This is a genomic window from Haladaptatus caseinilyticus (assembly GCF_026248685.1).
GTDB lineage: Archaea > Halobacteriota > Halobacteria > Halobacteriales > Haladaptataceae > Haladaptatus > Haladaptatus caseinilyticus.
In genome coordinates this window covers 617,078-629,868 of sequence record NZ_CP111036.1, presented here as the reverse complement: position 1 = coordinate 629,868, position 12,791 = coordinate 617,078, and the positions used below count along the sequence as shown (strand labels likewise).

The 12,791-nt window shown below is 59.8% G+C and carries 11 protein-coding genes; 4 read left to right on the top strand and 7 right to left on the bottom strand.

The window, feature by feature from the left end:
* The 3 genes from OOF89_RS03545 to OOF89_RS03535 form a co-directional block, all read right to left on the bottom strand.
* Window positions 1–1,176, bottom strand: a complete 1,176-nt coding sequence (locus tag OOF89_RS03545; protein ID WP_266079846.1) for a trans-sulfuration enzyme family protein — start codon at window positions 1,174–1,176, stop codon at window positions 1–3.
* 320 nt (window positions 1,177–1,496) lie between these two features.
* The gene (locus OOF89_RS03540) at window positions 1,497–3,428 is read right to left on the bottom strand and encodes an aldehyde ferredoxin oxidoreductase family protein (protein ID WP_266078508.1); all 1,932 of its coding nucleotides are present in this window, start codon (window positions 3,426–3,428) and stop codon (window positions 1,497–1,499) included.
* Between the two features lie 265 nt (window positions 3,429–3,693).
* Window positions 3,694–4,875, bottom strand: a complete 1,182-nt coding sequence (locus tag OOF89_RS03535; RefSeq protein WP_266078506.1) for a PQQ-binding-like beta-propeller repeat protein — start codon at window positions 4,873–4,875, stop codon at window positions 3,694–3,696.
* Window positions 4,876–5,463: 588 nt separating this feature from the next.
* Here OOF89_RS03535 and OOF89_RS03530 point away from each other — a divergent pair.
* From OOF89_RS03530 to OOF89_RS03515, 4 genes are all read left to right on the top strand, one after another.
* Window positions 5,464–5,874, top strand: a complete 411-nt coding sequence (locus OOF89_RS03530; RefSeq protein WP_266078504.1) for a VanZ family protein — start codon at window positions 5,464–5,466, stop codon at window positions 5,872–5,874.
* A gap of 40 nt (window positions 5,875–5,914) precedes the next feature.
* Window positions 5,915–6,985, top strand: coding sequence for an archaeosine biosynthesis radical SAM protein RaSEA (locus OOF89_RS03525; protein ID WP_266078502.1), 1,071 nt, complete (start codon window positions 5,915–5,917; stop codon window positions 6,983–6,985).
* A gap of 97 nt (window positions 6,986–7,082) precedes the next feature.
* A complete protein-coding gene (locus tag OOF89_RS03520; RefSeq protein ID WP_266078500.1) occupies window positions 7,083–7,205 on the top strand; it encodes a hypothetical protein in 123 nt (40 codons plus the stop codon).
* Window positions 7,202–7,381, top strand: a complete 180-nt coding sequence (locus OOF89_RS03515) for a hypothetical protein (protein WP_266078498.1) — start codon at window positions 7,202–7,204, stop codon at window positions 7,379–7,381. Before OOF89_RS03520 ends, OOF89_RS03515 begins: the two co-directional genes overlap by 4 nt.
* 112 nt (window positions 7,382–7,493) lie before the next feature.
* On the opposite strand, the gene OOF89_RS03510 is transcribed toward OOF89_RS03515, so the two are convergent.
* The 4 genes from OOF89_RS03510 to OOF89_RS03495 form a co-directional block, all read right to left on the bottom strand.
* On the bottom strand, window positions 7,494–8,297 hold the full coding sequence (locus OOF89_RS03510) for a GNAT family N-acetyltransferase (RefSeq protein ID WP_266078496.1): 804 nt from the start codon (window positions 8,295–8,297) through the stop codon (window positions 7,494–7,496).
* Window positions 8,298–8,409: 112 nt separating this feature from the next.
* Window positions 8,410–10,161 (bottom strand): archaeosine synthase subunit alpha, encoded by a 1,752-nt coding sequence (arcS, locus tag OOF89_RS03505; protein WP_266078494.1) that lies wholly within the window; start codon window positions 10,159–10,161, stop codon window positions 8,410–8,412.
* A gap of 209 nt (window positions 10,162–10,370) precedes the next feature.
* Window positions 10,371–11,843 carry a tRNA guanosine(15) transglycosylase TgtA gene (tgtA, locus tag OOF89_RS03500; protein WP_266078493.1) on the bottom strand — a complete coding sequence of 491 codons (1,473 nt, stop codon included), beginning with the start codon at window positions 11,841–11,843 and terminating at the stop codon, window positions 10,371–10,373.
* A gap of 61 nt (window positions 11,844–11,904) precedes the next feature.
* Entirely contained in the window at window positions 11,905–12,480 is a 576-nt protein-coding gene (locus OOF89_RS03495) for an NUDIX hydrolase (protein ID WP_266078492.1), read from the bottom strand.
* Window positions 12,481–12,791: the final 311 nt, after the last annotated feature.

The following is a 12,791-nucleotide window of genomic DNA, read 5'->3' as shown; positions in this document are numbered from 1 at the left end:
CTATTCGACGACTTCGAACGCGGATTCCAGGTCGGCGAGCAAGTCCCGCGGATGTTCGACGCCGACGGAAATCCGCAGGAGGGAATCACTGATTCCGATTTCTTCGCGTTCCTCGGGGGTCAGTGGCGAGTGCGTCATGCTCGCTGGATGTTCGATGAGCGATTCGACGCCGCCGAGACTGACGGCCAGCGCGAAACGGTCGAGTTCGGCGACGAATCGTTCAACCGCTTCGAGTTCGCCGTCGAGTTCGAAGGAGACGACGCCGCCGCCGCCGTCCATCTGGCGCTTCGCGAGATCGTACTGTGGGTGGGATTCGAGTCCGGGGTAGTAAACTTCGGAAACGCCCTCGTGCTCGTCCAGATAGGCTGCGATTTCGGCGGCGTTCGTTTCGTGTTGGCGCATTCGAAGCGGGAGCGTTTTCAGGCCGCGAAGGGTCAGGAAGGCGTCGAAGGGGGCGAGCATGTTCCCCATACCGACCTGCTGGAGGAAGCCAATTTCCGCCGCCAGGTCGTCGTCGCTGGTGACTACGGCACCGCCGATGGAGTCGCTGTGGCCGTTTAGATACTTCGTCGTGCTGTGGACGACCACGTCCGCACCCAGTTCGAGCGGTTGCTGAAAATACGGCGAGAGGAAGGTGTTATCCACGCCGAGGGTCGCGCCGACAGATTCGGCGATGGAGGCGATGGCTTCGATGTCACAGAGTCGGAGGAGCGGGTTCGTCGGCGTTTCCATCCAGATAAGGGTGGTCCTGTCGCGCACGGCATCCGAAACGGTATCGGTGTCCCGAGCGTCTACGAAATCGACTGCCACGTTCAGTCGCTCGCGGAACAGTTCCTTGAGCATCGTCTTCGTTCCGCCGTAAAGGTCGTCGAACGCGACGACGTGATCGCCCGGCGAGACGCATGCCGTGATGGTGGCGACGATTGCGGAGGTACCGGATGCAAACGCCATGCCATGGTCACCACCTTCGAGGGCCGCCAGTCGCTTTTCGAGTGCGTGCCGAGTTGGGTTCGAGAGACGCGAGTAGAGATACTGGTTTTCGTCGGGGTCCAAATCTTCGAGTGCGATGTCGGGGTCGATGCCACCGACCTCGTAGGTCGAAGCGAGATGGATCGGCATCGTTACGTCGCCCGCTCGGTCGTCGTGAGTCGGCTGTTCGGCGTGTGTTACCGCCATCGTTTCGAATTTTTCTTCGTCGCCAGTCCGGTCAGTCATTCCACCCTCACGTTCGATGACCACACTTAGAAACTTTCGATGCGGCAGGTGTTGCCATGCACCGAGTGAATGGTGTTCTGCTGTGAATTATCGTGGAGCATCCGAATGACATTTTACGGATACGTATTGGCTAATCTCAGGGCGAAACGATCGGATATTGTCCCCCCCCGTCCGGTCCGCGCGCGGGTGACGAGAACCGCGCGGTTCCAATGGGTCTGATTCGCTCGATGGCGAAAGTTACTATCGGGTTGGTATGAAAAACGAACTTTCGACTGTTCGACCTAGTCGTCGCCGGAGGCTGCCGCACCGCCGCGACTGACGCCGGTTCCGGGACCGACGTCGATGCCGAGTTCGTCCAACTTTTCGTCCGGCACGACGCCGTCTTCCCAGCCGCGAACGTTGTAGTACTCCTCTTTCATCTCGTCGAGTTCGGCGAGTTGGCCCTCCGATCCGCCCTCTCCGGGGATGGCATCGGGGTGCCCCTCGACGAACCGCACCGGCAGGTCGTCGTCGTCGCCGTCGAATCCGACGAGGTTGTTGTAGTACCGTTCAAGGTTGTAGATACGCTCGCCGGACTCCATCAGCTCGTCTTCGGACACGTCAAGGCCGGTCATCCCGTTGTACTGAAGGACGTACTCCTCGACACCTTCCGCGAAGGCGTTGAACTTGCAGATGTCGAACGAGTCGCTGACGGCGTGCATATCTTGGAAGGTTGCGCACAGCTCGCCCTTTCCTTCCCACGCGGCGGGATCGACCTTCTCCGGAATTCCGAGCAGTTCTGCGGCGGGTGTGTACCCGCGCAGATGGCAGGCACCACGGTTGCTGGTCGCGTAGCCGATCGCCATGCCTTTCATGGCGCGTGGGTCGTAGGCGGCCATCGTCTGGCCTTTCACGTCCAGCGCCATCTCCTCGTCGCCGAGTTCGGTTGCGGCGCGGGCTGCACCTTCCGCGAGCAAGTCTGCCAGTTCGTCCTCGCGGTGGGCTACGCGGTCTATCATATCGACCATCGTTTCCACGTCGCCCCATTCGAGACCGTCGTCCAACCGACCTTCCTCGGTGGCTTCCATCGCCATCGCCATGGTGTTACCCATCTCGATGGTGTCGAGTGCCACGTCGTTACACCGGTCGATCATCAACGCGACCTTATCGCGGTCGTCGGTCATCGAGTTCGGTCCGAGTGCCCACGCGGACTCGTATTCGTAGGACTCCATTCGCACGTTCATGTCCTCACCCTTGTGGTTAACCTGCACCTCGACTTCCTTCTTACAGGCGACCGGACAGGAGTGACAGGTCGGTTCGTCAACGAGGATGTTTTCGCGGACGTTCTCGCCGGAGACGTTTTCGGCATCGATGTCCCGTTCCGGGGTTCCAGCCTCCGCCTCTTTGCTGGTACTGGTGTATTTGGCGTTCCGAGTCGGAAGACCGTCCATCTCCTCCGTGACGTTCATCAGGACGTTCGTTCCGTACAGCGAGAGACCACCTTCGTTCGGGGCCGTTACGTCGGACTCCTGAATGGCCTGCATCGCCTGTTTGTGGCCTTTCTGGAACGTCTCCTGGTCCGCGGGCTTTTGCATCTTCGTCGTGGATTTGATGACGATTGCCTTGAGGCCTTTCGACCCCATTACGGCACCGGTGCCGCCGCGACCGGATGCTCGGTCGTCCTCGTTGATGATGCAGGCGTATCGAACCTCGTTTTCGCCTGCTGGCCCGATAGCCATCATGGAGAGGTTCTTGCCGTACGCACCATCGACTTCCTCTTCCAAGGTGTCGCGGGTTTCGTGGACACCTTTGCCCCAGAGATGCGACGCGTCGCGGAGTTCGATTTCACCGTCTTCGACGACCACGTATACCGGGTCGTCGGATTCGCCTTCGAACAACAGACCGTCGAATCCGGCCCATTTGAGTCGTGCGCCCGACCACCCACCATGGTGGGAGTCCGTCACAGTGTTCGTCAGTGGCGACTTCGTACAGACCGCGATTCGGCCACTCATCACCGTCTGTGTACCCGTCAGGGGCCCATTCATGAACGCCAAGAGGTTGTCCGGTCCGAGCGGGTCAACGTCCGCCCCCTGGTCGAACACGTACTTGACACCGAGTCCGCGCGCCCCGATGTATTTTTTTGCGTCGTCGTCATCGACGCTCTCGTAGTTCACCGAACCGTCCGAGAGGTCGACGCGAGCGACGTGGTCGTGAAAACCGCCTAAGTCAGTCATGGTAAATTCCAACAGTTATATTAGGCCGCTATCGTGTTAGCCGTTGCCACGTAGCCGTAACTGATTTTGGTTACGTGGACGGAACCAACACGCCGTACCGAAAAATCGAGAAAAGACGCTATCAGGGTCGACCGAACGAATGTAACTAGTTCGTATTCCCGGTGTAACGGGTTCCGTCTTCGACTATCGGGGCGTGTCACAGTATCTCTAACGTCTCGGACTGCAGCCACTTGCCACCGCTTCACGAAAACGTGTTGTGCCGAATCTACTCGTCGCGGTTGAACTTGTGGACGTAGCCGTCGATAGTGTTCTGGTAGATTGCGTTGTCGGTGACGACTGGCGCGCCGTATGCGTCACCAGTCGTCTGCCACGTCTTCTGTTTCGCACCAGTAGCGGCATCGAAGGCAGTGACCTGCGGACCGTATCCAACGTAAACGCTTCCGTCCTCGGCGGTCGATTCTGGCACGAAGTTGCCGTTCTCGGCTTTGAACTCCCACTCTTGGAGAGCATCGTGCGTACTGATCGCGACGAGATAGAAACTCGAATCGGAATACATACTGAGGAAGAGATGGTCCTCGGTCGCGGTCACGTGCTGGGCAATTTCGTAGTTGCCTACCGACTCCCACCACTTGACCCCTCCGTCGTCCGTGTCGAGCGCGATGACGTTCGGGGCGTCTTCGACGGATGAGTCGCGTGACACGCCGACGTAGAGGCTTCCGTCGGCGACCGAGAGGCCGCCGATGGCCGAATAATTGTTGTCTTCGTACGACCACAGGACTTCCCCGTCGTCCGCGTCAAGTGCCCAGACCGTCAGGTCGTGGGCGATAAAGATTTGACCATCTTCTTCCGTGATAGCACTGGTCACGCCGGAACCGCAGTCGTCGACGCTAAACGTCCATCTGGTCTCACCTGTTTCGGTATCGACAGCGTACAATACTTCCCCCGACGTCAGGTTGTCAGTCGGATAGTAGGCGGTTCCGCCGGCGACGATCGGCGACTGAACCGGTCCGTTTTGAACTCTCTTCTGGTCATCGAGTTCGCCGGTGTCGGCCACGTAGCTGGACAGTTGATATTCGTCGTTGTCGTATTCACCACCAACGTACACGCCGCCATCCGAGTAGGTGAGGCCGAGATGGTCTTTCGTTCCAGCGGAATCGTTTTCCCACGCGAGCGTTCCGGTCGAACAATCGATCGCACGGAGGGTACCATCATCCGAGCCGAGGTAGACCAATCCGTCGCCGACCGCCGGAGACGACTGCATTCTCCCGACAGGGCCATATCGCCAGCCAGTTGCGTGCGTTTCCACCGAATCAGTGTCCGCGAGCTCATCTTGCACTGTGAGAGGTTCGGCACGATTTTTGCTGGCTGTGTTCGCACTGACGACCCCTGCAGTACCGACGGCGATACCCACCGCCTTGAGGAACGTTCTGCGTGTATTTTTGGACATACAGGTTACAGCAGAGGAGGAGTACTATTTGCTATTCAGCTTCTAATTCGTTTTTCCTCATTTTGCTCGATTTCATGTGTCCGATTGTAATCGTTTTTCCGGTGAATCGTTGCCCACGACTGTGATTTAAATTTGTCATTTATGGCTGTGTCATCATACCTCCCTGAAACCACCGATAGTCGGATTATTACCTCCGTCTCCGTTTCGACGAACACGAATGTCGAACCTTTTGGAATAACTGACGACAGTAAACTCCGGTTAGTTATCCGATAAAATAGAATAGTTCGGGAAGTTTGGTCGAAGAAGTGATTCTCTCCCACGTTGGTCCACGTAACTCGGGTCGAAGGCTGCCGCGGCGATGGTACAGGGGTTGTGAACCACTTCATAATCGAGCCGTAGCTGCTACAACGGTTGATGGACGAACACGACGATAGAGGGGTTGTATCCTCGGGTTACCCTATCGAGTCACCCCCAAGGAGTAGAGGGTGTCACCGCTAACCGTGGACACGGTTCCGCTATCGGCAACGGGAGAGTGACCGACTCGTCCGAATCACCGTGCTTATCTTTTCCACGCCATAACCCGAACGAATGGCTGCGCTTCGTCACAGGGGACTATCCACCGACTGGCTTCTCGCCCTCATCCTTGCGGTCGGTATCTGCTACTTTTCGGTGTTTTCGACCCCGGACGCTGGCGTCTCTTCTCTCGGCCCACTCGGACTCGTCGGAATGGACAAGTGGTATCACGCGGTTGGGTACGGCGCGTTAGGCGCGCTACTCGCAATCGCGATGTCGAACGACGACAGGATGGCTACCAGCGTGGTTTTCATCGCGCTGATGGCCATCGCGGGAGCGACTGGATATGGTATCCTGATGGAAATCGCCCAAGCGTTCGTTCCGGTTCGACACACCGGAATCGGAGACGTGATTGCTGATGCAGTTGGTGCGAGCCTCGCAGTCGGGATATGGTGGGTCACAGTTCGCTGGCTCGCTGCTCGGTGAGACGAAGCCGATTTACGCGCGTAACTGTTCTTCCCGGACAATGAGTACGCCGACTCCCGAGAGCTACGAACAGGGCAAGGGGATGGATGCCCACAATTCCGTGATGCGCGATATCCGCGCTCGGAAGGAGAAACACTACGATCCACACGAACCGACCCGAGTGTGGTTGGACGAGGACAACACGCCGGACGGCGTCTACCAGAGCCTCACCATCATCCTCAATACTGGCGGCTGTCGCTGGGCGCGGGCCGGCGGTTGCACGATGTGTGGCTACGTCGCCGAATCGGTCGAAGGCGGAAGCGTCGCCCACGAGGCGTTGATGGACCAAATCGAAGTCTGTCTGGAACACGAACGCGAGAACACGGACGAAAAGAGCGGCCTCATCAAGATCTACACCTCCGGGTCGTTCCTGGACGAACGCGAGGTCGGGGCCGAGACCCGACAGGCCATCGCCGAGACGTTTTCCGACCGCGACCGTATCGTGGTCGAGAGCCTTCCGGACTTCGTCGAACAGGGGAAGTTGGAGGACTTCACCGGCGTCGGTCTCGAAACCGACGTGGCGATCGGATTGGAGACGGCGAACGACCGCGTTCGAAAGGATTGCGTGAACAAATATTTCGACTTCGACCAGTTCATCGAGGCCAGCGAACACGCCGATGCCGTCGGCGCAGGCATCAAAGCTTACCTGTTGATGAAACCGCCGTTCCTCTCGGAGGCCGACGCAGTACAGGATATGAAGGAGTCGATTCGAAAATGTGCCGAATATGCTCACACGGTGTCGATGAACCCGACGAACGTTCAGCGGTACACCATGGTAGACGAACTCTACTTCCGGAACGGCTACCGGCCGCCATGGCTCTGGAGCGTCTGTGATGTGCTACAGGACACGGCTGATGCGCCCGCAATCGTCGTTTCCGACCCAGTCGGCCATGGCTCGGATCGGGGCGCGCACAACTGTGGCGAATGCGACGACCTCGCACAGAAAGCGATCAAGGATTTCGACCTTCGGCAAGACCCCTCCGTGTTCGACGAAGTGTCGTGTGAGTGCGAACACACGTGGGAAGCCGTCATGGAGCGCGAGAAGAGCTATAACCTCCCACTGGCACGCTAGTCAAGCCCATCTTATCCGGGCTACGACGTGGATAACAAAGTACGCATCCCCCGACCAGACAGGTGGGGTGAATGGACGCAGACGAGTGTCCCCAGCGATGACGAATTCACGGGACCAATACGAGACGGTCTTCTGTCAGAACGGGTGGGTCGAAATCCGGAACCCGGAGCAGGGGGACCAATGGATCGCTATCGACGTACCGACCGAGGTACGGCGATGACCCTCGTCGGAGGGGCGACAGGTGTCGAACTGGAGGTGGTTCGGGGGTTGATGTCCGTCGCCGAACCGGCGACCGTCGCCGGACCAGTCGTCCTCTGGCCGCTTCTTTTGTTGTTCATCGGCGGCCTGCTGGTCAGTGCCGTGTGGTCGCTGCTTCGCGGACGACGTGGAAACTAACGACGAGGGGGTACCAAGTGCATTACGCTTCTAAATGACAACCGGTCGGTTCGCGACTCTCGCCGAACACTGCTACGAATTCGATACCACCGACGACTACGTATGCCCGTATTTACAGTTTCCGGGCCATCATGACTTCGTCCACGAACTCGTCGTCGATGAGATAATGGTCTTTCCTGACTGCTTCGGTCTCCCAACTGAAATCCTCGAGCAGGTCGATGGCCGTCTCGTTCGTGGCTGGAACGCTCTGGTAGACTTTCTGGTAGCCAACGTCGTGTGCCCACGCCATGGCACGCTCGAGCAGTCGGCTTCCGACGCCGTGTTTCCGATACGGACCGCGGACGCCCACCGTCAGCTCGGCGGTATGGCGCAGTTTGTCGAGTTCCGGTGCATCGATGTGAACCCACCCTGCGATTTCGCCCTCGTTTTCCCCGTCGCCGACGGTCGCCACGTAGAACATCCGCGACCGCCGGTCGTTGTTGCGGAGTAAGGCTCCTTCGTCGTCGATATCGGCTGAAACCCGCTCCGCGGCGATCGATGCACCCTCATCGGCGACCTCACGAATCGCGGTTTCGATTCCCCGACGGTCGAACTGATGGGCCTGCCGGATTCGATACGAAAGGCCGTCTTCGTCGTACTCCTCCACGTCGCTATCCAGCGCGAGGTGGAGTTCCCCCTCTCGCTCGACGAGGTGTCCCGCGTCCAGTAATGCGGAAACGTACTCGCGGAACTCCTCCGGTGGGATCCGAACCTGGGGTTCCGTCGTCCCCGAGCGTGCTGGTTTCGACCCTGACGGCGCATCGACACGAACTTCGTCGCGGACTTCCTCGATAGAAACAGACCCACTGCGTTCGACCTCGTCGTAGATACGTTGTTGAATCGCGTTTTCGAATTCGATGGTGGCGGGTACTCCCATAGTCGTGTGTACCGACGCGGAGAAGGTTATTATTTATCGCCTAATTTCCGACCCGTTTTCGAGGGTGTATCGATTTCGGGCTTATCCCACCGCTAACGTCGCCCTTCCGGCCTCACTTCTCTTCGACGTGGCGAACGTCCGCGGAAACGCCGCGCGTCGATTCCACCATCTCCGGTCCGGACATCTCTGCGCGACCGATTGCGAACGCCTTCGGTCCCTCGATGACGACCTCGTCGCCGACGCGAATGTCGTCGTCCGCGTCCACGATTCCTGGTGCGAGAACGCTCCCGTGAGGCGCGAAGGCGTCGATTTCGACCCGCTTTTCCGGCACATCGCTTTCGACCCACTGGCGCGCTCCGGCCAGCGTGAACGAGAGCGTGCCGTACTGCGGTACCATCGCCGCGAGTTGTTCGTCGTCCTCGTCGTGAACCCGGAGTTTCGGGTAGCGACTCTCGATGTTGATGGACGAGAAGAGTTCGTCACCTGCACCCTCGCCGAACTGGTAGTCGGCGATGGCCCGAACCGTGTTATGCTGGCGCTCACGCTTGCCGTATTTCAGTTCGCCGGAGAGCGTGCTGGCGAGGTTGGCGAGCGATTCCGTGCTCGTCGGATGGCCTTCCACGGTGTACTCGAACGTCACGTCGAGAGCCGCCTCGACCCGCTCGCATACGTCGCGGTAGCCTTCTTCGGGAACGTGCGCGATTATGCGGGGATACTCGTTTCGTTCCAGATACCGGCGTAGGACTTCGGCGACGAACTCCTTTTCGTCCTCGCTCCAGCGCCCCGTAACGACCGAGTCGTAATGCTGTGCGGGATAGGTGAGTTCGAGTTCCTGTGGCACGACACCGATTGGACTCGTCATCGACACCTTGTGCGCTCGGAACTGGATGGCGTCGTGATACTGGCCGTGGCTCTGTGATTCGCTGTAGGGCTTTTTCGCGGAGCACGGGAGCAGAACCAACGGGTTGTCGAAACGACTTCCGTAGCGTGACGTTACCCTCTCCGCGAACCGCTGAATCTCGACTCGGCGAAGGCTGTCTTCCGTAGCCGCGGCGAGTTCGGTGTTTCGGATGATGGGAGTGCGTTCCTCCACGTACCTCCACTGCTGGTCGAACTCACGAAACGCGGCGGTGAGCCACTGTTCGTGGCGCGCCTGTCCTTCGATATAATCCCGGAGTCGTCCCGACCGGATTCGCTGGCGGACGATGGCCAATTCGGCTCGGAGCGCGTTGACGTTGTGGTCGACGCAGTGCTCGCGGGTAAACTCGCCAGCCGGACGCTGGCAGGCGGGGCAGGAACACGGGAGTTCGTCCAGTTCGTCCAGATGGTACTCACCTTCCGTCGTCAGGTATTTTCCTTGGGTTCCCGTGACCACGGCGCGGTCCGCGTCCACGAGGTCTACCCCAGCGTAGACCAGCGTGGCGACGTTTTTCGGCGTGGCGACGCCGGATAGAAAGAGCGCACTGTCCGAGGGAATCGCCTCACGTGTTTCGATGATCGCCTCTCGAAAGCCCGCCCCGTGGCCGACGACACCCTGCGCGCCCGAGAGGACGTAGGCGTCGGTTCCGAAATCCTCGGCCGTCTCGGGTGCGACGACTGCGGCGCTCGGGAACTCCACGTCCGGGTAGTTCACCGCGAACGATTCCATCACTTCCTCGTCGGTGCCGCGTGGGAACGCGCGGTGTGGGAGGACGGTCAGTTTCGACTCGTCACCCTCGGGCATCTCGCGCTCCTTGAACCAGAGGCTTCCAGCGTCTTCCACTACGTCGTCGGCGAGTCCGGGCGTGGTCACGGACTCGGTGAGGCGGAGTTCCCCGATTCGGGCCGCCCCATCCCGGCCGTGAACCTCGAAATAGTCGGTCATACCCGTCTTTCGGGGCAGCGGATTCAACTATCTTGCGTAACGCCGTGAGTTGCGGTGTAGATGTGGTTTGGTTGCGCGACACTGTACGACGGGGCTCCATATGGTCGGCGATGATCGCTATTTCGAGACGAAGTTCACGCAGCAATCAGCACGGTAGCAAATCCAGAAACACCGGAAATACCGACCCATCTGTATTCCATGCCCTACCGCTACACGTCGTCCAAATCGACGATGTGAACGGTTTGTGGAACGTGGCGAATCGCCGATTCGGGCCAGCCGCGATGGGCGAGCGTGAACTCGGTTTCGGGGTTTTCCTCCACCAGCCTGGCCACACCGCGGGCCGCCGATTCGAACCCGTCCACGTCCATTCGGTCGGGCACCTCCGCCGTCAGGGGATACGTCTCCGAGAGTGCACGAGGGAACGGACCGAACGGCGGGACGACGTTCCACGACTCGTCGTAGCGACCGCTCGGGTTGCCCTCCGTGAGGAGAACCCTTCCTTCCGGATTCAGGCGCGACAATCGCTCGTGGTGACGCACGACTTCGGGGCGGTAGGCGCTCTCGCTGGAGAGGTAGAAAAAGGTCCCTTTCGAGGCCGGGTCGGCGCGTTCGAGTTGCGACGACTGTTCGACCAGCGCGCGGTAGCCATCGAGCATGGCGGGATGTGCACGGGCGCGGTTTTCGACAAGTTCGAGGAGGTTGCCCGACCGAATCGCCTGCTTGATGGTGCGAATCTCCTCGTACGTGACGTGGAGGTTGTGCTCCGCGAGTTGCTCTTCTCGCTCCCTGTCGTCCAAACTCCGAATTTCCTCCGGCGTGTTGTTCGCACAGATGGGACACGAACAGGGGAAGTATTCGAGGTCGTCCAACTGCTCCGTTCCGCGAACCGTCAGATAGCGGTCGTCACGGGCATAGAGGGCGTACGCCGCCGAATCGAACAGGTCACAACCCATGGCAACCGCCAGCGCGAACATCATCGGATGGCCCGCGCCGAACAGGTGAACCGGGGCGTCGGCACCGAGTCCGCGCTTCGCTCCGGCGACCATTTCCACCATGTCGCCGTATCGATATTCGTTCATCAGGGGGACGACTGCACCGACGGGGAACACGTCGAGCGAGGTCCCGTAAGCGTGGCGGCCCGCTTCTTCGCGAAGGTCCGGGTAGGTCGAACCTTGCACTGGCGCGTTAACCAGCATGTCGCCGACATCGACGGTTTCGGCCAGTTCGAGGCGTTCCTGCGTGACCGCGAGTTCGTCCTCGGCCTGCTCGTGGTCCACGTCCGGGGGAGTCGGGATGTCTACGGGGGTTCCGATGTCCGAACCGATGTCGTGTTGAAACTGGAGGATTTCCTCGGTCGTCACGGTGATTTCGCCGTATTCGGCGAGTTGGAACGACCCGGAGTCCGTCATGATCGCGCCGTCGAATTCGAGGAGTTCGTGCAGTCCCACGTCGAGTGCTTCGTCGCGGAAATCATCGCTCTTGTAGAGAATGTAGGAGTTCGTGATGAGGATTTCCGCGCCGAACTCCGATTCGAGTCGGGAGGGCTCGACCGTCACGACGTGTGGGTTGACGACCGGCAACAGTGCGGGGGTTTCGACCGTCACACCCGCACGCGGGACGGTGAGCTCCCCGATTCGACCCGCCCCGTCCTGTGCGCGGAGTTCGAAGATGTCTCGTTCCATTACCGCGTCGTTGCCACGGTGACGGTGTAAGAATTGCGCTATTCGGTCACCGTACGACTATCTACCCGTCGGCGCCGATATCGTTCTCGTCCGCACGGGACAGTTCGTAGTACGACACGGCGAGCACGGTTCGCCCATCGTAGACGCCATCGCCGTCGATCTCCGCCTTTAGCTCGTCGAGCGTCGTCGTCGTCGAGCGGATGCTTTCGTTGTAATCGAGTTCCTGCTCGGCGGTCGGGACGCAGTCGTACGCGACGAAGTAGTGCATCACGGAGTCGGCGATGCCGTTCGCGGGTTCGACCGTCGTGAGGTGAGTGACACGGTCCGCAACGTAGCCCGTCTCCTCGGTGAGTTCGCGGCGTGCCGCCGACGCGAGGTCGTCGTCTTCGGGTTCGACCCCGCCGACGGGCAGTCCACGCGAGATTCGCGAGACGGCCTGTCGCCACTCCTCGATGACGACGACGTCATCGTCCTCGGTGAACGGCAGAATGGCCACGCTTTCGGGTTCCGAGAGGTAGTCGAAGTCGGTTTCCGTTCCATCGGGGAGGCGAACGTCCTCGTGGCGGACGTCGAATCCTGGACATGTGTACGCGATGTCGGAGTCGAGCGTCTCCCATGCGAGCGGGTCGTCGGACATGTGAATCAGTAGCGAGTCGGTCCTGAAAAATCGAACTACCTGTCCGCGGCGCACTGCGGAGCGTTTCTCGATCGCTTCCCTCGAAATCGAGAGAACGAGTCGAAAACCACGCTACCCGGCCGACTCTGCCGACGTGGTATCGATTTTGCTCAGTCCGAGTTAGTCGGCCGGTTTCGACGGTTGCCGTCGGTAGGTTCGGGATACTCCGCACCGTCCACGTACCGTCACGGTAAGCCATCGTTGCCACTGAGGGTAGCAAACCGAACGATTCTCGTGTTTTATTCCGTCGCCCCTCGAATCCGGGGAGACGA

What these genes read in the sequence shown, in the direction of transcription:
- OOF89_RS03515 (WP_266078498.1), top strand. Translation starts at nt 7,202, where the DNA reads ATGACCCTCGTCGGAGGGGCGACAGGTGTCGAACTGGAGGTGGTTCGG.
- OOF89_RS03545 (WP_266079846.1), bottom strand. Translation starts at nt 1,176, where the DNA reads ATGGCGGTAACACACGCCGAACAGCCGACTCACGACGACCGAGCGGGC.
- OOF89_RS03510 (WP_266078496.1), bottom strand. Translation starts at nt 8,297, where the DNA reads ATGGGAGTACCCGCCACCATCGAATTCGAAAACGCGATTCAACAACGT.
- tgtA (WP_266078493.1), bottom strand. Translation starts at nt 11,843, where the DNA reads ATGGAACGAGACATCTTCGAACTCCGCGCACAGGACGGGGCGGGTCGA.
- OOF89_RS03495 (WP_266078492.1), bottom strand. Translation starts at nt 12,480, where the DNA reads ATGTCCGACGACCCGCTCGCATGGGAGACGCTCGACTCCGACATCGCG.
- OOF89_RS03520 (WP_266078500.1), top strand. Translation starts at nt 7,083, where the DNA reads ATGACGAATTCACGGGACCAATACGAGACGGTCTTCTGTCAGAACGGG.
- arcS (WP_266078494.1), bottom strand. Translation starts at nt 10,161, where the DNA reads ATGACCGACTATTTCGAGGTTCACGGCCGGGATGGGGCGGCCCGAATC.
- OOF89_RS03525 (WP_266078502.1), top strand. Translation starts at nt 5,915, where the DNA reads ATGAGTACGCCGACTCCCGAGAGCTACGAACAGGGCAAGGGGATGGAT.
- OOF89_RS03540 (WP_266078508.1), bottom strand. Translation starts at nt 3,428, where the DNA reads ATGACTGACTTAGGCGGTTTTCACGACCACGTCGCTCGCGTCGACCTC.
- OOF89_RS03530 (WP_266078504.1), top strand. Translation starts at nt 5,464, where the DNA reads ATGGCTGCGCTTCGTCACAGGGGACTATCCACCGACTGGCTTCTCGCC.
- OOF89_RS03535 (WP_266078506.1), bottom strand. Translation starts at nt 4,875, where the DNA reads ATGTCCAAAAATACACGCAGAACGTTCCTCAAGGCGGTGGGTATCGCC.